General features: G+C 60.4%; 15 protein-coding genes. 4 read left to right on the top strand and 11 right to left on the bottom strand.

Features of this window, described 5'->3' with window-relative positions:
* Positions 1-62: 62 nt before the first annotated feature.
* Complete coding sequence (locus tag NTU39_RS03955) at positions 63-1,223, top strand: FAD-dependent oxidoreductase (protein WP_257959247.1); 1,161 nt, start codon at positions 63-65, stop codon at positions 1,221-1,223.
* On the opposite strand, the gene gstA is transcribed toward NTU39_RS03955, so the two are convergent.
* Positions 1,220-1,870: a glutathione transferase GstA gene (gene gstA / locus NTU39_RS03950; RefSeq protein WP_150665449.1), complete on the bottom strand. Its 651-nt coding sequence runs from the start codon at positions 1,868-1,870 to the stop codon at positions 1,220-1,222. The genes NTU39_RS03955 and gstA overlap by 4 nt on opposite strands.
* A gap of 121 nt (positions 1,871-1,991) precedes the next feature.
* Between gstA and NTU39_RS03945 the strand changes: the two genes are divergently transcribed.
* Positions 1,992-2,318 (top strand): winged helix-turn-helix transcriptional regulator, encoded by a 327-nt coding sequence (locus NTU39_RS03945; protein ID WP_150665448.1) that lies wholly within the window; start codon positions 1,992-1,994, stop codon positions 2,316-2,318.
* 289 nt (positions 2,319-2,607) lie between these two features.
* Positions 2,608-3,198, top strand: coding sequence for a hypothetical protein (locus NTU39_RS03940; protein ID WP_257959246.1), 591 nt, complete (start codon positions 2,608-2,610; stop codon positions 3,196-3,198).
* 88 nt (positions 3,199-3,286) lie between these two features.
* Here the strand turns inward: NTU39_RS03940 and NTU39_RS03935 are convergent, their stop codons facing one another.
* The 6 genes from NTU39_RS03935 to NTU39_RS03910 are packed head-to-tail and all read right to left on the bottom strand — an operon-like array spanning position 3,287 to position 7,703.
* The gene (locus NTU39_RS03935) at positions 3,287-3,700 is read right to left on the bottom strand and encodes a RidA family protein (protein WP_150575514.1); all 414 of its coding nucleotides are present in this window, start codon (positions 3,698-3,700) and stop codon (positions 3,287-3,289) included.
* Positions 3,701-3,736: 36 nt separating this feature from the next.
* Positions 3,737-4,465 carry an amino acid ABC transporter ATP-binding protein gene (locus NTU39_RS03930; RefSeq protein WP_150575826.1) on the bottom strand — a complete coding sequence of 243 codons (729 nt, stop codon included), beginning with the start codon at positions 4,463-4,465 and terminating at the stop codon, positions 3,737-3,739.
* Between the two features lie 14 nt (positions 4,466-4,479).
* Positions 4,480-5,439: an agmatinase gene (locus NTU39_RS03925; RefSeq protein ID WP_150665446.1), complete on the bottom strand. Its 960-nt coding sequence runs from the start codon at positions 5,437-5,439 to the stop codon at positions 4,480-4,482.
* Positions 5,436-6,149, bottom strand: a complete 714-nt coding sequence (locus NTU39_RS03920; protein WP_150665445.1) for an amino acid ABC transporter permease — start codon at positions 6,147-6,149, stop codon at positions 5,436-5,438. Before NTU39_RS03920 ends, NTU39_RS03925 begins: the two co-directional genes overlap by 4 nt.
* Entirely contained in the window at positions 6,139-6,831 is a 693-nt protein-coding gene (locus NTU39_RS03915; protein WP_052252487.1) for an amino acid ABC transporter permease, read from the bottom strand. The genes NTU39_RS03920 and NTU39_RS03915 overlap by 11 nt, the downstream gene beginning before the upstream one ends.
* Positions 6,832-6,842: 11 nt before the next feature.
* On the bottom strand, positions 6,843-7,703 hold the full coding sequence (locus tag NTU39_RS03910) for a transporter substrate-binding domain-containing protein (protein ID WP_150665444.1): 861 nt from the start codon (positions 7,701-7,703) through the stop codon (positions 6,843-6,845).
* A 199-nt stretch (positions 7,704-7,902) separates the two neighbouring features.
* Between NTU39_RS03910 and NTU39_RS03905 the strand changes: the two genes are divergently transcribed.
* Positions 7,903-8,775: a LysR family transcriptional regulator gene (locus NTU39_RS03905; protein ID WP_150665443.1), complete on the top strand. Its 873-nt coding sequence runs from the start codon at positions 7,903-7,905 to the stop codon at positions 8,773-8,775.
* Between the two features lie 13 nt (positions 8,776-8,788).
* On the opposite strand, the gene NTU39_RS03900 is transcribed toward NTU39_RS03905, so the two are convergent.
* The 4 genes from NTU39_RS03900 to NTU39_RS03885 form a co-directional block, all read right to left on the bottom strand.
* Positions 8,789-9,214, bottom strand: a complete 426-nt coding sequence (locus NTU39_RS03900) for a hypothetical protein (RefSeq protein ID WP_150665442.1) — start codon at positions 9,212-9,214, stop codon at positions 8,789-8,791.
* A gap of 20 nt (positions 9,215-9,234) precedes the next feature.
* Entirely contained in the window at positions 9,235-9,675 is a 441-nt protein-coding gene (locus NTU39_RS03895) for a hypothetical protein (RefSeq protein WP_150665441.1), read from the bottom strand.
* 1,090 nt (positions 9,676-10,765) lie between these two features.
* On the bottom strand, positions 10,766-11,026 hold the full coding sequence (locus NTU39_RS03890; RefSeq protein WP_150665440.1) for a hypothetical protein: 261 nt from the start codon (positions 11,024-11,026) through the stop codon (positions 10,766-10,768).
* Positions 11,023-19,074: a hemagglutinin repeat-containing protein gene (locus NTU39_RS03885; protein ID WP_257959244.1), complete on the bottom strand. Its 8,052-nt coding sequence runs from the start codon at positions 19,072-19,074 to the stop codon at positions 11,023-11,025. The genes NTU39_RS03890 and NTU39_RS03885 overlap by 4 nt, the downstream gene beginning before the upstream one ends.
* Between the last annotated feature and the right edge of the window lie 36 nt (positions 19,075-19,110).

Genomic DNA, 19,110 nt, shown 5'->3' with positions numbered 1-19,110 from the left:
ATCGCGGCCGCCGATAGAGTGCGTCGTGAACGCTATGTCGGCGTCGTACTCAGGAGGAAGAAATGTCGCAGAAACCTGTCATTGTGATCGCCGGGGCCGGACCGGCCGGACTTGTCGCCGCCAATATGCTGTCTCGCGATGGCTTCGACGTGACCGTCTTCGAGACCGACGCGAGCGCCACGTCGCGCGATCAGGGCGGCATGCTCGACCTCCATGTGCCTGACGGTCAGCTTGCGCTGAAGAAAGCCGGTCTGTTCGACGCCTACATGGCGATTGCCCGTCACGACGATCAGGAACTGCGCGACATCGACTGGGCGACGGGCGAAACGCTACTCGAAGACATTCCCGCCCCCGGCACCGGCGACAGTCCCGAGATCGATCGTCTCGTGTTGCGTGAGCTTCTGCTCGAACCGTTGCCCGCTGGCACCGTGATCTGGGGAGCGCGCGTCGTTGGCGTCGGCAAGACCTCGGGCGGCCGCCGCGTCGTCCATCTGCAAGACGGACACACCCACGAATGCGATCTCGTCATCGGCGCCGACGGTGCCGGGTCTGCTATCAGAGCCGCGCTCACCGACATTCGTCCGGTGTACACAGGGGTGACGTTCGTCGAACTCTGGTTTTCCGATGTAGAGCGTCGGCACCCCGCCGTCGCGGCGCTGGTCGGACACGGAACACTCATGTCCGTGGGCAACGGCTCCGGGTCAGGCACCGCGCTCTTTGCACAACGCAATGGCAACGACGTCATACGGTCCTATGCGGCGTTCAGAACGCATGCCGACGATACGGACCGGCCGGAGAAAACGCTCGCTGGCATCACCCAGCAGGATTTGCTCGCACGCTTTCCCGGCTGGTCGCCCCGCCTGTTGTCATTGATCGAGGATGCCGAACGCATCGCCGCGATACGCCCCATCGTCGGCCTGCCGCCGGGCGCACGATGGCCTGCGACGCCGGGGCTCACGCTCGTCGGCGACGCCGCACACGTGATGCCGCCGATGGGCGTCGGCGTCAATCTCGCCATGCTGGACGCCGCGGAACTTGCCGAGACCATCGCAGGCGCATCCGACTGGCAGGCCGCCGTGCATGCGCAGGAAGCCGCCATGCTCGACCGGTCCGGCCCCATCGGTGAACAATGCGCGAGCGCTTTCGCTGAGTGGTTCGGTCACAGCGAGCGTCACGCGCTCCCGTCCGTTCACCCCCACGTGACTCACGAGCAACGTCGTTAGGCGCAGCGCGCCGTTGGCGTCAGCCCTTCCGCCTCAAACGCCCGCTGCACAGCAGGACGCGCCAGCACACGGCGATACCAACGCTGCAAATGGGTCAGGTCGTCAAAGTGGATATTCGCCTTATAGACGGACTGAAGCCACGACGCCTGCCCCCATTGCGTGAGCGTGAGCAGGTAAGCATCGGCAACGGTGAAGTTGTCGCCCATCAGATACTCCCGTTCCGCCAGTTGCTCGTCGATCCATTTGAAGCGGGCTTCCAGCTTCGGCTTGGCCGACTCGGTGCCGTACTTCCCCGCAAGCACCGCGTAGAGCAGCGGAATGAACCCCTTGTGGATTTCCGTGCTGAGGAAGTTCAGCCATTCCTGAAGACGGTAGCGATCGAACGATCCGTTCGCGGGCGCCAGCGCCAGCTCAGGCTTGCGGTCCGCCAGGTACTGCACGATCGCCGGACCTTCGCGAAGCCGTGTGCCGTCCGCCAATTCCAGCAGCGGGACATAGCCGAAGGGACTGAGCGCATAGAAGTCCCGGCCGTCTTCTGTCGTATGCGTTTTGTAATCGACCTTCACCAGCGAAAAATCCGCCCCCAGTTCGTTGAGCACGATATGAGGCGCCAGCGAGCAAGCGCCCGGCACGTAATAAAGCTTCATGAGAATTCCCGAAATAGTGGTTCGGGGCTCATTCTAGGCAACTGGTATAAAAAATAAAGAAGGCACTAAAATGTCATATAAGTACAAAAAATATACTGACCTTTAAAAATGTGAGTGCCCGATGAAAGAGAATCTGTCCGGCTGTTCGGTGGAAGAATCGATGCGTGTTCTCGGCGGGAGATGGCGACTGCTCCTCGTGTCGTATCTGCTCGACGGCCCCAAACGGTTCAACGATCTGCGACGCGATGTCCCCGGCATTTCGCAACGCATGCTCACGCTCGACCTTCGTGCGCTGGAGGATGCCGGACTGATCACACGCACCGTGTATCCGACCTCCCCCGTCAAAGTCGAATACGCGCTGTCAGCGGACGGCGAGCGGTTGCGTCCCGTGGTCGACGTGATGAAGGAATTCGGGCTTTGGCTGAAGGCGCGCGACGAGAAGGTTTGATACTGCAAAGTGTCGGGATATACCCGGAGCCATTCCGGAGACGAATGCATCAGGGTCTTGTCCGGCGGGCCTGAGCCCCTGCGTTAGCCGCAATGCAGCATGAACCGGGTGCAAATTGGGGTAGCGCGATGCAAATGACTGACTACACTTCCTAAGTGCATACGGCACGCTGAGAAACCGCTCAAGACGGTTCGTAATACAAAGTTTGCGAAGTAAAGAAGCACGCCGTACGAAGGCAAAAATGGGGCCAGTGAACTAGCGTTTCCATTCCTTCACGGGAGGCATGTCCATGACGTGCCTGAATAAATGGATGATCGGCACTTGTCTTGCCATGCTCAGCGGCGTGGCGATGTCGCAAGGTGTCGGCACGGGTTCATCCGAACAGATGATGATGGCCAACCTCGGTCCATCACCACTACCCGTACGTGTCCCGCCTCCGCCTGCCCCTATCTCCGTCGCAGTGGTTCCGGCCGTCCCCGTCACGCTTTACCCATTCGGTCGAGAGAGTCCCGAGACGCCCGAGCGTGTCGACCGAATGACGCAGGCAGACGCCAACGCATTTCTCTACACACGGATCGAAGCGATCAATGGCGCTGCGCCATTCGCCGTACACGGAACCGCCAACTGGATCGAAACACCTGCTGCTGCCGATACGGCCGACGCCGCAAGAGCGACGCAAAGCTACCTGAGCATCGGGCCGAACCGCTCGCCGCAGCTGTCCCTCGTCCAGTGGAACAATACCGACGACAAGCTGGGCTCAGATCCTAAGCGTGGGCTTTCGCTGAAGACTGAAGACTGGACCGTTTCGGCGAGCGCGAAAATCCCGATTCTCCGTCAGAAAGATCTCGGTGCGACGGTGTACGTCAAGCGCCGCTTCTGACCCGCCAACGGTTTCGTCACGGCCGTTGTATCGAGACCTCGATACAACGGCCGTGACGTTTTGCGTCCCTCGATTCGACTACACGAGGTCAAGCGGTCGACTTCACCGCCGTCACATCGATTTCCACCAACCACTCGGGACGCGCAAGCGCCTGCACCACGATGCCCGTCGACACCGGGAACACGCCCTTGAGCCAGCGCCCCATGACGTTGTAGACAGCCTCGCGATAACGCGGATCGACGATATACACCGTCACCTTGCAGATATCCGCGAGCTGGCTGCCGCATTCGTCCAGCAGCATCTTCACGTTAGCCATGGCGCGTTCGGTCTGTGCCGTCACGTCGCCAATGCCGACGGACTCACGCGTGTCGAGGTCCTGACCGATCTGCCCGCGCAGATAGATCGTGTTCCCCGCGATCACCGCCTGGCACAGATCGTTGTCGAGCTTTTGTTCCGGATAGGTTTCGCGGGTGTTGAACTTGCGGATGCGGGTGTGCGTCATGTTGTCTCGTCTTTCTGTCTGGGGTCGGCGGCGCAATCAGTGCGCCAGTATCTTGGAGAGGAAACGCTTTGCGGCAGGACTGGCCGCTTCGTTGAAGAACACGTCGGTCGGACTGTCTTCGATGATCGCGCCGTCCTCCATGAACACCACGCGATGCGCCACGCGTCGCGCGAAGCCCATCTCGTGCGTGACGACCATCATCGTCATGCCCTCGCGGGCGAGCTCGACCATCACGTCAAGCACTTCGTTGACCATTTCGGGATCGAGCGCCGACGTCGGTTCGTCGAACAGCATGGCCATCGGGTCCATCGACAACGCGCGTGCGATGGCCACGCGTTGTTGCTGACCGCCCGACAATTGCCCCGGATACTTGTGCGCGTGGGCCGACAGCCCCACGCGATCGAGCAACGCGCGCGCCTTGGTGCGTGCCGAATCGGCGTCGCGCCCGAGCACGATCTGTTGCGCGAGCGTGAGATTGCGCGTCAGATCCAGATGCGGGAACAGCTCGAAATGCTGGAAGACCATACCGACCTTGCTGCGCAGTTTCGGCAGATTGGTCGACTTCGCGGTGAGCGACGTGCCCGCGACGACAACGTCGCCCTTCTGGAACGGCTCCAATGCGTTGACGGTCTTGATCAGCGTCGACTTGCCCGAGCCGGACGGCCCGCACACCACCACGATCTCGCCCTTGCCGACATGCGTCGAGCATTGCTTGAGCACGTGGTGCGCGCCGTACCACTTGTCGACGTCGCGAATCTCGATGATGGGTTGTGCGGTGCTCATTTGTCGTAGTGTCCTGCGCGAATCGACGCGCCGATCAGGTTGAGGATCAGACGACCAGCCGTCACGCACGAAATCAGGTTCGCGTCATCCTTCTCCGGCTGAATCTCGACGATGTCCATGCCGACCACACGCCCCTTGCGCACCAGACCGTGAATCAGCTTGCGCGCCTGCACGAAGGTCACACCACCCGGGGCCGGACCGGCCACGGCAGGCATGGTCGACGGATCGAGCCCGTCGGCGTCGATGGTGAGGTAGTAGTTGCCGCCGTCGGGAATGCGATCGAGTACGGCGTCCATGCCGATGTCGTGCAGCTCGTACGCCGTCACCAGCTCTGCACCGTACTCGCGTGCCGCAGCCAGATCCGCAGGACGGCCGCTGCCCTGTGCACGCAAACCGATCTGGATGATGCGATCCACGTGCGCCATTTCCGACGCGCGACGAATCGGGCTCGACAAGCCTTCGCGCACACCGTTGACTTCGTCGCGCCAGTCCAGATGCGCATCGATGTGCACGAGCGTGATCGGTCCCTTCTGATCGAGACCGCGCAGCACGGGCGTGGTGATGCCGTGGTCGCCGCCAAGCACAATCGGCATTGCACCAGCCGCTGCAATGCGGCGCACTGCCGCTTCGGCGCGGGCATAGTGTTCACCCGGCTTCGACAGATCGGGCACGATGTCGCCGCAGTCGACGAAGCGGATGTCCTTGCGCCCTTGCAGCAGCGGGCCGTCGATATCGAAGTCGTAATGCTCGGGACGGCGCACCACACGGTCCGTCGCCTGACGAATCGCGGACGGCGCATTCGTCTGATCGTTGCTGAAGTCGGACGCCGCATACGGTGCGCCGTACGGCATGCCGAGCACGGCGATATCGGCCTTCAGGTTGTCGATGTCGAGATCAAGCTCCGAGTACAGCAGAGTCGGATGGCCTGTGCGCGGGGCAACGGTGTAAGTCGTCATGAGAGTTGTCCTTTTCCTTTGGCGGGGAGTGTCGAGAAAGCGACGGCGTCGGGTGTGCGGGTACGTCGCCCGACCACGGTTTCCAGACGCCGCCCCACACCGGCCAGCAAGACGCTGCTGAGCCAGTAGATCAATGCCGTCGTGCCGAGCACTTCGACGTAAGCGAACGTGTTTGCGGTGAGCAGATTGCTCTGATAGGTCATCTCCGGCAGGCTCATCACCGAGAAGATGGCCGAGTCCTTGAACATCATGATCACAAGGCTTGTCGTCGGCGGAATCAGAAAGCCGAACAACTGCGGCGCGATGATGTGACGCTGCGTCTGCCAGTAAGTCATGCCGAGCGAGAGCGCCGCATGCGTCTGACCGCGCGCCACGCTGCGCAGAGCCGCACGCAGGATTTCGCAGAAGTAGCCACCGGTGTAGAACGCCGTGCATCCGACCGCGACGGTCATGGCCGACGCGCTCACGCCAAGCTTCGGCAAGCCGAAGAACGACAGGTAGACGAGGATCAGATACGGGATGTTGCGCACCAGCTCGACGTAACCAAGCGCAATCGGACGCAGCAACGTGCGCGACTGCGCGGCGTAGGCGGCGGCGATGCCGATCACGATGCCGATGGGGATACCGGCGAGGCTCACGAGTGCAGTAACGCGCAGGCCTTCGAGCAGGACGGGAATCGCTTCGCGGACGATGGAGAAATCAATGGCCATGGGGCAACATCCTCGATACGCGGCGCTCGCACACACGCGACGCGGCCGAAATGCAGAACAGCAACACGAAGTACACCGCGGCCGTAATGGCGAAGACCTGCAACGGCAGATCCGTCTGCAAAGTGGCGTTGCGTGCGACCGTCGCAAGCTCCGGCACTGCGATGATCGACATCAGCGACGACGCCTTGAGCAGAATCGTGAACTCGCTGGTCAGCGGCGGAATGGAGCGGTAGATGACCTGCGGCAGCAGCACGTGTCGCCACACCTGCGTCGCGCGCATGCCCATCGCGTAACCGGCGGCGCGTTGTCCGTGAGAGATCGTGCCGAGTGCGCCGCGCAGAATCTCGACGATGTAAGCGCTCGTGTTGCAGGCGAGCGCGGCCACACCGGCGGTGACAGGCGAGATCGAGAGATCGAACATCGCGGGCACCATGTAGTACGCAATCAGCATGTGGATCAGTGCCGGTGTGCCGCGAATCAGACTCACCCACAGCACCACCAGCGAGCGCAACGGCGCGAACGGCGAGATGCGCATGAGCAGCAGCACGATCCCGAGCGCCAGTCCGATCACGAAGGCACCGGCCGACGCAGCCAGCGTGATCGCCGTTCCCGAAACCACGCCTTCGAGAAACGGTTGGATCACTCCGGCCATGCCGCCCATGCTGCCGAGGCCGTCGACCATGGCTGCGGAGGTCAAATCGCCCCCTGCGGCAGGTAGTTCTCGCGGGGCGTATCCATCGGGCCACCGAACCACTTCTTCTGGAGCGCGGCAAGCTTGCCGTTGGCGCGGAATTCGTCGAGCGAGTCGTTGATGAACTTGCGGATCTCGAGATCGTTCGGGTTCGCCACCCATGCCAGCAGCTTCGGCTGACCGATGGTGCCCGCGATGCGGAACACGTTCGGTTGCTTGCGCATCTGCACGGCGGCGATGTTGGACGGCATCAGCGCCACATCGATGGTCTTGTTGGCGAGCGCATTGGAGACGTCCGGATACGCCTGGAACAGACGCGTGCCCGCGTAGCCCTTGCCCGTTTTGTCCTTGAGTTCCTTCTCGAACTCGTCCGCTACCGGTTGGGACGACGAGCCCATCTGCGTGCCGATGGTCTTGCCCGCGATGTCCATGCCGCTCTTGATGGCGGTCTCGTCGACACGCACCATCAGCACCGAGCGCACGACACCGACCGGCTGGCTGAACGCGAAGCGCTTGGCGCGCTCCGGCGTGATGCCGACGCTCGTCGCCACAAAGTCGAACTTGTGCGACATCAGGCCCGGCAGCAAGCCTTGGAACGGCAGATTCATCTGTTCGAGCTTGACGCCGAGCTTCGCGGCCATCAGTTCGAGGACGTCGTGCCCATACCCGACCACTTGTCCGTTTTCGACATATTCGAACGGCTCGTAGGCCGCCTCGGTGCCGACCGTCAGCTTGCCGCGCTTCTTGATGTCGGCGAGCGTGCCGCCTTCGGCGAAAGCAAGCGTCGGCACGACTGGGAGCGCCAATGCGGCGCTCGATGCAAGCGTCGCCTTTACAAAGGATCGTCTGGACCAGGTCTTCATAGCTTGCCTCGCGTCATGTGGGTTGGGTCTTGATCCGGCGCGTCCGGTCTGTCGGTGTGGTTGCGTCTGTGTCCGGGGGAATTCGCGCCTCTGCAATTCAATGTATGCGGGCAAAAAGATCATGAAAAATGATTTTTTTATTGGTATGGTTTCAGAAAATGAAACCTTTTGAGGGCGTTGCGCCCTTCAGGTACAGGCGATGGCAAATCGGGAATTCAGCGAGCGTGATCTGCGCTCGTTACGCATCTTCTGCGCGGTGGCGCAGGCAAGCGGCTTTGCTGCGGCCGAGAAGCAGTTGAATATGTCGAAGGCGTCGATCAGTCGACATATTCGCGAAGTCGAGGAGACGTTGGGCACGCGGTTGTGCGAGCGCGGACCGTCGGGCTTTGTGCTGACGCATGCGGGCAAGGTGGCGCTGGAGTTAGCGCGTGATGCGCTGAAGTCGCTAGAGCGCATCCGTCCCGAAATCGACGCCGTGCGCGGCGTGCTCTCTGGGACGCTCTCTATCGGGATGGTCGAGCACATTCTGTCGGACGTCGGCTGTCACATTCCCGAGGCGCTCGATGCGCTCAAGACGCAAGCGCCCGACGTCAAGGTCGAATTGACGGTGATGACATTCAACGAGTTGGATCTGGCGTTACGCGAGCGTCGCGTGCAGATCGCGATACGGGGGATGTACCGGCGTGAAGCGGGGTTTCATTACCAGCCGCTGTTTATCGAACGTCATCAGTTGTATGTGGCGCGGCATCGGATGAAGGACGCGTCGACATTACCGCTGGTGTATCGAACGCAACCGTTCGTGCATGAAGCGCTGAACTCACTGGGCTTGACGCGTGGACCGACGGCATCCGGACTGGAAGCCGTGGCGATGCTGGTGCTCTCGGGACACTACGTGGGGCTGTTGCCGCAGTATTACGCGGCGTCGTTTGCGAAGCGTCACGCACTGGTAAGAGTGCCGTCCGGCCCCGAGTACGAAAACTCCATTAGCGCGATCACGGAAGCCTCACGCCCGAGGACTCGGGCGCTGGATCTGTTTTTGGAGTTGTTGGCGAGGTTTCATCCCGGCACCTAAGGAGAGTGGGATATCAGCCGTGCAAGACGCCCGAAGTATTGCTCTTCGACCTCCCGAAAACCGCGTTTCGCTCATACAGCAATGATGCGATACCGGCAACCGAAACGATAGTGCTCAAGATCGGCATGATGGTTAGTTGCGCAAGCATCGCCAGCACATTGACGATCACAGCCACGATGAGGACGAATAACGCTATCCGCCAGACGACTTTCGTACACCGCTCCAGGCTCATAGCCATGACTACAAACCCGAGCGTCATCAGGAACACGTTAGCGATGGTGTTCGCCAAAACCGATATTTTTTGGAGCAACGATGCGCCGTTCAACGAATAGTCAGTTCCGATCAAGGCCATTACAAGAATAAATGCGTTGAGTACTGCAAAATAACAAAACGCAACTTGCGCAATCAGAAAATTGTCTTTGGGGGATTTCTTTTCCATCGAACATTCACTCGCATCAATCAAACTCCGGGCCTCACTGCGGCAACATTCCGGTCATGCATCGACTTCCGCCCCCGAACGACCGAAATTATCCCTCCCAAGGAGAGGATGCCCAGCAGCATCGGAAGCGGCCCGGGTTTGAAAGTCATTAACTGCGCATTCCAGATCAGATTTAGCAAGAAGACGCCTAGCGTCACTCGCCAAAGCAACATGGTGCAGGTGGAGAGGCGCCTTGCTATGGCGTAGTAACAGGCGGCCGAAGAAATTTGGAAAATCAAGATGATCGCGAGGATAAACGACCGTTGCCCGGAAGGGAATCGATCGTCCAGAGCGTGCGGACTGACACCTGCCAACAAGATGAGCACGTCCAAAATACTCAGCATCGCCAGCAAGTAACACGCTACCTCCGCAAACGCGAAACTATCGTCGCCCACAAAATTATCAAAATTCTTGTCAAGCATCACTTCTTTGCGAACTGCAATGAGAGGCCTTTTTTCGATTCATGTACCACAACATGAATTTCGCCTCAGGGTTGGAAAAGCGGCGCCAGACAGATCACGGCCTCCCCGATGAGCGGAGAGAAAATATACAGAAACCATTTGTTCAATTGACAACAACCATCTGCACGCTCCACCGACATTCAAATTCGACATCAAACATCTAGACAAATCAACTCACACCCGGATTGTGAGCAGCAGATCTCACATCAAAACCTCCGAAACCCATCAATACCTCCAATCAAACTTGGAAAGCCTTTCCCCATGCAACCACTGTCAAAACCGAAGAAGTCAGAAAGGTTAATTTCAAAACATAGATCACGTCATCCCATTGGGGAGAATATTGCTTCCCATACAAAAATTCGTACCCATAGGTTGCGATGATCCATGAAATGAGAAATGCAACAAACGAAATAAATGAAACACACACGAAGCACAGAATCAATTTTCCAATCAAATTTCACTCCGCAACTTTATCTATTTTTTGATACCCCCCGACACAACAATATCTCGCCCAATTGTTTTTAATTATCAATTACTGTCCACACGTAATTTCAAATACGCGAAATTTTCCTCAATTTCTGCGCTTCCACCTGGTTTAGCGTTCGTTGCGAATCCGCTCACACTCATCCCCATCTCGACATCGCTTTTGCAGACGATATCGGACCTTTAAATATTGAAGCTGTATCACGACCCAGAAGAACAGAGCCAGAATCGAACCACGAATTACCACAAACCGCGTGTCCTCCACGCTCCATTGATACGCCCCTCCATAAATTGCGACTGCCAGCAGGATGGCCATAACTTTGATCATGGCAAAGCTCAGCAGTGAAAGCACATATGCCAACAAGAGCAAACACACAAGGCGCATCACTTTTCCCCACCTTCATTTGAGCTCTGAGCGCTCTTACCGCTGCAGTGGTAACTTCGAAGCTTAAAAATCCACCACCGATGCCAAAGCTGTTCGCGCTGTATTCCGAGTGATTATCGATGTCGGAGGACGTCAGCGTGCCCGCCCTAGTTTACGAAGCCCTCACAAGTCTGTTCCTTAGGACTAGTGCTCTTCCCGCTGCGTATCGTAGGTTTTTTTAGCTTTCTTGTATTCGTTATCAAAAGGACGAATACCTAACAAGCCGGCGCGACTACAAGTGCCGGCGATAGCCATCAAAGCAAACCCCAGAAGCAACAAAAAAAGACTTCCAAATGAATTGGAAACATACTCCAAGGCAACATAAAACATCACCATCCCAACCGCAATTAAAACGGTACAAACCCAACCGGAAAGATTTCCATTTTCAATAAATCTCAATTTCATTTTTTCACCGCCATATTTTCAACATCACCCCACACACGATTTATCTTGTCCTCCACGGGCTTAAAGAAACCTTGTGAATTTAAGTAATTCGATGTCTCATTAAATATAGGACTCGCCACTGGGAGTTTCCACGAAAGCCGATCGACAACTATCGAAGCAGTCCCGCTCACCAAATACTGCCCGACGTCTGGCCTTGCAAATTGCACCATCGCGTTTGCAGCAAGTTCCGTCCCAGTCGCCACGTAAGCAACTAAGGCAAATGGACGTGTGATCGGCGAGGGGAACGTCGCTATGGCCGTGGCAAGCGCAGCCGTTCGCCCCGCATTGGTGGCAATGCCATCTCCAACATAGGCAACGCCTCCGCGAAGGTCCATCTTTACAGGCGTTGGCTCATAGTCAAAACTGCTCGGCACCTGGCCCGGCAGCGCTGTTCCGTAATTCGCCATGATGTATGCCTGAAGCGCGTAATTTGGCTGCGGAAGTGATTGAACGACGAGCTCGGTTCCGTTTTCGTTCATGATCCCGGTGTTGGTCCACCTCGCCCCCGGGTCTCTTGGTCTGCGTCCGTTCAGCTCTTCAGCTAGGCCAACTGGCACATATCCCTCACCGTCCTTGGAAACGCCCATCAGCCGCAGCTGATCCTCGACTTCCGACTGCGTGTAACGGCCGTTACTTTTTTCCGCAAGGTGCTTGGCCAGAACTCGCTCATCGGCACCGTATTCCGTGTACAACTGCCGATTAAACCGATCCGTATTAAACCCAGTAAACGCCCCCGAGCTTCCACCCACCGCTGCGCCCACTGCCGTTCCAATACCTGTCGCGACAATCTGCGCCAGTGCTTCATCGACATCTGCGTTGCCCGTCGGGCGTGAGTTCTGGATTTCCGCGCTCAGCTTGTTCAGCGTATCGCCAAGCTTCGACGTCGCGCCTGCGCCGAGCGCACCACCCAAGGCATTGCCTCCGCCCAAGCCCGCTACGATTGCGCCACCGGCTGCATGCATCAGCGCCCGGTAGTCGCCGCCCTCCTTCCAGTTCTCCGCTTCTTGCTCGTATTGCGCTTTCAGTTCCGGATCGGTGGTCTTTTCCGCTAGCTTCCGTGCCTCATCCTCTTTCTTCGACGCATACGTCCCGATATCCCTCGCAACCGCTTCCCCCGCCGCCGTCGCGGCCGACATCAGGCGCGATTGGTCGTTCAGCAACTCCTGCAAATCCGGTGTGCGGCTGACAGTGCCGTTCAGATCCGTCGTGTCGCGCTTAAGGCTCGCCAGATCCTGCTTCTGGTTCGCTCCGTCCGTCAGCGTGATCGTGCCTTCGCTCACGCCGCTGTAAGTCGTCGCACGTTCATTGCCGCTCTCAGACTGCGGCAGCATCGGAGAAATGCCGCCCTTGTTCGTGCCCGACTTCGGGCCTGTCTTCTTTGTCTCCGTGCCGCCGTTCGCGATGGAAAATCCACCGCCGAAGCCAAAGCTGTTCGCGCTGTACTCCGAGTGATTCTCGATGTCGGAGAACGTCAGCGTGCCCGTCGTCAACTGGTTCTTCGACGCCTCCGCCGTACTCGCGATGTACGCCCCCTTCAGGTCGGTGTTGCCCGCCACATCGACGTCAAACCCGCCAGCCCCCGCCTGAATGCCCGACTGCTCCACCACACCCGCATAGTTTGCGCTGGCATTACCCCGCGAGTAACTGAAGCTCCCAGACGCACCGCCCTGACTCAGGTTCAAGCCGCCGCTCATGCTCTGTTGATGCGCTGAACTCTCACTCGCGTCCTGCACGCTCGCGATGTTCAGATCACCACCTACACGCGCAATCACCTTATCGGCGTTCACGTTCGCGCCGACGACGTTCGTGTCGCCACCACTCACAATCACCGCCGTATGACTCGCGTTGATGTGCGTGTTGTTCTGGAAGATTGAATCCGAGTTCGCATCGCCGTTTCCTCGCGACGCCGAGGCCGATACCCCCACACCGCCCGTACCGACCGACACACCCACGCTCCCGCTCTTCGATTCGTTCTCGCTACGCGTCGATTCCGTATCGGTGCTGTGACGCAGGTTCACCTGATTCGTCGCTTGCAGCAGTACGTCCTTCGCATCGATGGTCGAGCCAATGACGTTGACGTTGCCCTTGCCGCTCGCGGCGTCGCCCGTCGCAATGAACGCCGCCGTGCCGCCCGCTTTGATCTGACTCGCCACGTTCTGCGTGCTGTCGAGCGACGACGTCGACTTGCTGCTCGACGATCCCCAGCTAAGCTCCACCTTCGCTTCTGGCGTCTTGCCTGCATCAAGTGTGTCTAGCAACTTACCGGCCTCACCCACCGCACCATAGGCGCCGCTCGCAGCCGCATAACCCCGCAACGCCGACACGCGCGCGTCGCCACCGGAATCCACCGCTGCATTCACCTGACTAGTCACGTTCTGCACCGCATCGATGACCGGCGACTTCAGCGCCAGCGTGAAGCCCGAACTCTTGTACTCGTGCGCCTCGTCGTGATGCACGCGATTGACGACCGATTCGATGGAGACGTTTTGCCCGATACCGGTCACGTCACCCCCCGCCATCACATCGCTACCGCGCACCGACAGATCCCTGCCCGCCACCAGACTGACGTTGCCGTCCAGACTTCCGACAAGACTGCCCGTGTGCGTCACGCTGCTGTCGTTGGTTCGGTGTTGCTGCTCATTCTTGCCATAGGAAATCCCGACGCCGCCTGAAGACCCGAGGCCCGAGTGCTTCTTCTCGTGGAACGAACTGCTTTCGCTCACGTTCTCGGCCGTCTCAATTCGCAGATCCCGCCCGGCCTGCAACGCGACGTCTTGCGTGCCGACCATGGTGGAGCCGATCACGCTCAGGTCCCGGCCCGCCGTCGCGCCTACCGTATCCGCAGAAACGGTCGAGCCCACGGCAACGGTCTGATGCGAGCGCATTTCGGACGTTTCCTCCGACTTCGACAGGAACCCCGAACTGCTGTTGTGTTGCCAGCGATAGCTATCGTGCGTTTCCGACACCGCTCCGATCGTGACGTCGCCCGTCGCCGCCAGCGCCGCCGTGCCCGCGCCATGCGAAGCTACGGTCGAGCCCAGAATCGTCAGGTTGCCCGTGCCGGATGTCTGTGCGACCGGCGTCACCGCGTGAGCGCCGAGAAGCTCCCCGGCGACCGCCGTCTGCCCAGCGCCGACGATCACGTTGTTGCCCGCAACGACTTGCGTGCCGCGCACGGATTCGTCGAGCGTGGAATCGACGAACTTCAACGTCCCGCCATGCGACCGCGCGTCGTGCGTGTAAACATCTTTCACGGCATTCACCGACACATCGTTGCCCGCGATCACCGTCACGTTCTCGCCCGCGCTGAGCGTGGCGGCATTTAGCGTGGTATCGCGTCCCGACACGGTCGTGAGATTGCCGCCTGACGAAATCGCACTCCCCACGTGCTGCGTGACGACATCACTGCCGCCATTCTTGCCGTCGCGAGTGCCGACGGTTTGCGACTGCCCCACCGCGAGCGTATTCAACTGGATGTCGCGCCCGGCGGCCACTGTCACCGAGCCATCGCTCGCGATCGCACCGGCATTGAGCGTCACGTCGCGATTCGCGACGAGCGTCGCACTGTTCGATGCCGAAATGAGCCCGACCGATCCGATCGATGTCGCCGAAGCGCGCGACGCGAACCCGTCGGCATCCGTCCCCGCCGTTTGTGTGAGCGTGGTCGATTCGTTGATGAGATCGCGCCCCGCGCGCACCACGACGTCCTGGCCGTCGATGCGACCGCCGGTGTTGCGAATGTCGCCCAGCGACGTCAGCGCCGTCGTGCCACGGCTGCCGAGAGAACCGAAGTTGACGATGGCGTCGCCCAGCACGGTCGTCGCGGTATCGCTCACGATGCGCCCGCTGTTCTGGACGTCACCCGTAGCGGCAAGCTTCACGCTTCCCCCACCCACCAACGCGCCGGTACTCGCCAGATCGACGGTGTTCGCCTGCGCCAGATAAACCTTCGGCACCAGAACCGACTGCACCGAGCCGTCCGGCAGCGTGATGTCCTGCGAGACAAGCCAGACGAGATCGGTCGTCAACTGCTGCATCTGCACGTCGGACAACCCAACCCCCACGCTCAGATCGAACTGCTTGCCATACGCCACGCCGTTGCCCAGCAGCGCCGTGTACTGCGCGAGATAGTCCGCGTTGCCGCCAAGCAGCGTCCTGCCAGTGAGCGCCGTGATCTGATCTCTTACGAGTTGCGTTTCGTAGAAGCCGTCGCCAAGACGTTTCTGCGTTTTCTGCGGGTCCAGCCCGAGCGCGTCGAGCATGTAATCGCTGGAGATGAACTTTCCGTACTGCGTGAAGCGCGGATCGGTTGCAACGAGATAGGTTTGCTCCGGCGCCGGACGCAGTTGATACAAAGGGCTGCCCGGCAACGTCAGCCCCGGAATACCGCCCGGCAGCGTGATAAGCGCCGACCCGCTGCCGTTGCCGCCCGTCACGCCCGTGCTGCCGACGGTGTTGCCATTCCGGTCGACGCTCGATACCGTGATCGTCTGGCCGCTGGTCTCCACCGTCTGATTGCCCACAGCAATCGCCGGGAGTGAGGCCACCGTCGTCGGTGGCAGCGGCATCACCGGATACGCGACGTCGAGCTGCTCGGAATCGCCGCCGGACTTCTGATGCCAGTAGAAGGTCGAGACCTGCGACTGCTCGACACGCTCCTGCAGGGCGATGCCCTCATCACGCACTGCGCCGCCTTGCGCACGACGAATCAGGTCGCCGCCCGCCGTCATCAATGACGACCGATTGCGGATCTCGCCACCATCGGCATTGATGCGAATCGTCCCCTGCGCCTGAAGTTTGCCCTCCGCCGACGCGCTCACCAGTTCGTCACGCGTACGTGTCGTCGTCACCACACGCTTCAGTTCGTTGTAGTCGCGCTGGTCGATGCCGAGATCGCCACGGGAGATGGCCTCGTCGGGGCGAATCATCGTGCTCGGATTCCAGTCCGGCCAGAACGTGATGCGATAGGTCGAACCAGTGTCGACGATGCCGTTGAAGTACTGCACGGCCTGCGTCGCCACCTCACGCGTCTTGATGCCATCGGCGCAGTTCCCGTGATCGTCGCATGGCCCCTGCCCTTGCGTCGTGGCATCCGAATAGGTTTCGATGATGGGACGCGTCAGGCTGAAGGTCTTCGCCGCCATGTCGAGATTGGTCACCTCCGATTTCGGCAGTTCGACCGTCACAGGAAGTGCCAGGCGTTCGAGCAACATCGACGAAATGGGCGCATGCCCCGCGTTCCATTTCCACTCGGGGAACGTCTTGCTGTCGTGCCACAGCGTTTCGTCACCGCCGATCAGACCGGCCGTCCACAAGCCGAAGGTCTTCGTCTCGCTCTGCGGCGTACCCGCTTGCGTCACGATGCTGGTGCGCTTGTTGTCCACCACGCGCGCAGCGATATCCAGATGGCCATCGGCGACAATGCTCGCCGAACTGTTCGTCAGTTGCGACGACTGATTGGCGAGCATCCCGGTAGCGTCACGCACGCCGTCCCGCGCGATTTCGATATCGCCCATGCTGTACAGCAGCGCGCCGTCGCGGTTCACTACAGCGTTGGACGCATACACGGCCAGCCGACGCGTCGCACCCATGATCGCGGACGGCCCGGCATTGTCGACATCGGCGGCATCGACCTGAACATCGTTGCCCAGCACGCCGTAGACATTGTTGAAGGTGTTCGCCTTCAGACGAACCGTATCGCCGCCGATATTGCCTTCGTTCGAGAGCAGACCGTCGGCGCTCAACTGCGTCGTTGCCGCATTGATCAGACCGCCCGCATTGTTGACGATCTGCACGGCGCGCACGTTGAGGGTGCCCGGCGCTTCAAGTACGCCATCGTTGACGAAGCGTCCCGTAGACGTCACCGTCAGCGCTCCGTCAGCGCGCAACCGGTTCATCGACGCATTCACGTAATCGCCGCTCGCCGCAACCGTCAGGTCGCGACCGGCGGTCATCTGCCCGGCACCGGTCATCGCACCGCCAACAACGACATCCCGATTCGAACGGACGATACCGCGCGTGTTATCGAGCGACGCCAGTTGCATGGCCACGTCGCCACGGCTTTCCATGACGCCGTCCGTATTCGTCACGCGTGCACCGCCCTGCGTCATCGTCAGCGAAGCGCCGCCGAAGACCTGACCGCCGGTGTTATCGAGCGCATCGCGAATACCGAGTGCCACATCGCCCCCGCCAACCACTTTGCCGCCCGCCACATTGGCGACGGAAGCCGCATCGATACTCAACCGACCGTTGCCGCCCAACGTGCCACCCGTGTTGTCGACAGTCGTTGCGGCGACGACTTCGGTATCCCCATCCCCCGCGTTGGCTATCTGGCCCGACGCGTTGTCGATGGTCTGCGCGGATACCGTCAGCCGGTCGTGCGCGCCGTTCGCGCTGACGCGCCCGCCCGAGTTGGTCAGTGCACCGCTGGCGCTCACGCGTACGTCGCCGGTCGATTGCATCGAACCGCTCGTATTGTCGATGTCACCGCCCGCCGACACCGAAAGACCCTTGGCACCGAAGACGACGCCACCATCGCGGTTGATGAAATCCGCAGCCGTCGACACCTGCACCGAATCGGCCGCGCTGAGTTCGCCGCCTGCGTTATCGAGCCACGCCGCCGTTGTCCGAAGCACACCGAGCGTCCCCACCAGTCCGTTGCGGTTCGAAATGACGCCGGACGACGTCAACGCAAACTGCCCATCGCCGAGATGACTCACCGTCCCGCTATCGTTCGTCATCTGCCCCACGTCGAGTGCGAGCGATCCAGCGTTCGTCGCCATCGTCCCGCCGGTGTTATCGAGCGCACCACCTACCCTGATCGTCTGATCCGATGCACCGAACTGCTTGATTTCGCCTGAACGATTGGATGCGTCGCCCGACACCGTCAGCGACAACGCATCGGCGTGCAAACGGCCGTGATCGTTATCCAGTGCAGCGGCGGTGATCGTCGACGCCGCCGCAGAGATCGATCCCTGACGATTGACGAGTGCGCCGTCGAGCGTCACATCGAGGCGCTCAGCGACCAACGTTCCGCCCGTGTTATCGAGCGCTCGCGCGGCCATCGTCATGGCGCCGCTGGCGAGCGTTTGCCCGGTGTTGACGAGCTTGCCCTCGGTCGTGAGCGTCAGATCGCCCGCCTGTGCGGCGATCACACCGCGATTCGAAACGCCCACGCCGTTCTCGGTGCCTTGCAGGAAGATGCGCTGCGCATACATGCCCCCAAGTTGCCCCACGTCCAGCGCCACATCCGGCGCATCCGCATCGGCGGCCGTCTTTTGCACGGACAGCCGCTCGTGATCGACGCGATTCGTCCCCGTCACTACGTTGAGTTGTTTGGCGTGCAGCGCGGCGTTGACCTGCACCGCACGGGAGATGAGATCGACCTGATCGACGTTCTGTGCGTTCAGCCCGTCGCCCTGAATCACGAGCCGTCCGCCGTTGACCTGATATCCCGTGAGGCTACCGTCCGACCCCATGATGGGCGTGCCCGTGGTGAGCACACCGCGCGTCGTGTTGATAAAACCGCCGCCGTCGACCAGTATCCCGGCGCTGTTCGCCACCACCACCTGCGCCGCTTTGCCAGCGACTTCCAGATACCCGCGCAATTGACTCGGGGACTGACTGTTGACCTGATTCAGAATGACGCGCGCCGCCTGATCGCGAGCGAGGTTCGGGTTGCCGTTCACGTACCCGGCCTGCTGCGTGTTCACGAGGGTCGACGAGTTGTTCAGGATCACGCCCTGACGCGGCACGTCGAACTGTGAGTACACATTCTTGGACACACCGGCAGCCGTGGGCGCCGTGATGTTCACCTGCTGCAAACCATTCGCGGTCTGAACCACACCCGGCCCATTGGCCCCGGGCACGGCCACCACCTGTGCACGCGCTGCCACCGGCGCAATGACCTGAGCCAGCACCAGCGCGCGAACCATCGCGCGCTGCAAACCACCTTCCCCACGACTGCCCCGAACCCCATTGCGGCCTTGCCCGTTCACGTGTGCGTTCATCTGATCTTCTTGATTTTTAAGACGATTGCGAGCGGG

The organism is Pandoraea commovens, assembly GCF_024704525.1.
Taxonomy (GTDB): domain Bacteria; phylum Pseudomonadota; class Gammaproteobacteria; order Burkholderiales; family Burkholderiaceae; genus Pandoraea; species Pandoraea commovens.
The sequence above is the reverse complement of the archived record's forward strand: the minus strand, read 5'-3'. Positions and strand labels throughout refer to the sequence as shown.

Excerpts from the sequence above, each read along its gene's own strand:
- NTU39_RS03955 (WP_257959247.1), top strand. The coding sequence starts at position 63 with ATGTCGCAGAAACCTGTCATTGTGATCGCCGGGGCCGGACCGGCCGGA.
- gstA (WP_150665449.1), bottom strand. The coding sequence starts at position 1,870 with ATGAAGCTTTATTACGTGCCGGGCGCTTGCTCGCTGGCGCCTCATATC.
- NTU39_RS03945 (WP_150665448.1), top strand. The coding sequence starts at position 1,992 with ATGAAAGAGAATCTGTCCGGCTGTTCGGTGGAAGAATCGATGCGTGTT.
- NTU39_RS03940 (WP_257959246.1), top strand. The coding sequence starts at position 2,608 with ATGACGTGCCTGAATAAATGGATGATCGGCACTTGTCTTGCCATGCTC.
- NTU39_RS03935 (WP_150575514.1), bottom strand. The coding sequence starts at position 3,700 with ATGACGCACACCCGCATCCGCAAGTTCAACACCCGCGAAACCTATCCG.
- NTU39_RS03925 (WP_150665446.1), bottom strand. The coding sequence starts at position 5,439 with ATGACGACTTACACCGTTGCCCCGCGCACAGGCCATCCGACTCTGCTG.
- NTU39_RS03920 (WP_150665445.1), bottom strand. The coding sequence starts at position 6,149 with ATGGCCATTGATTTCTCCATCGTCCGCGAAGCGATTCCCGTCCTGCTC.
- NTU39_RS03915 (WP_052252487.1), bottom strand. The coding sequence starts at position 6,831 with ATGGTCGACGGCCTCGGCAGCATGGGCGGCATGGCCGGAGTGATCCAA.
- NTU39_RS03910 (WP_150665444.1), bottom strand. The coding sequence starts at position 7,703 with ATGAAGACCTGGTCCAGACGATCCTTTGTAAAGGCGACGCTTGCATCG.
- NTU39_RS03905 (WP_150665443.1), top strand. The coding sequence starts at position 7,903 with ATGGCAAATCGGGAATTCAGCGAGCGTGATCTGCGCTCGTTACGCATC.
- NTU39_RS03900 (WP_150665442.1), bottom strand. The coding sequence starts at position 9,214 with ATGGAAAAGAAATCCCCCAAAGACAATTTTCTGATTGCGCAAGTTGCG.
- NTU39_RS03895 (WP_150665441.1), bottom strand. The coding sequence starts at position 9,675 with ATGCTTGACAAGAATTTTGATAATTTTGTGGGCGACGATAGTTTCGCG.
- NTU39_RS03890 (WP_150665440.1), bottom strand. The coding sequence starts at position 11,026 with ATGAAATTGAGATTTATTGAAAATGGAAATCTTTCCGGTTGGGTTTGT.
- NTU39_RS03885 (WP_257959244.1), bottom strand. The coding sequence starts at position 19,074 with ATGAACGCACACGTGAACGGGCAAGGCCGCAATGGGGTTCGGGGCAGT.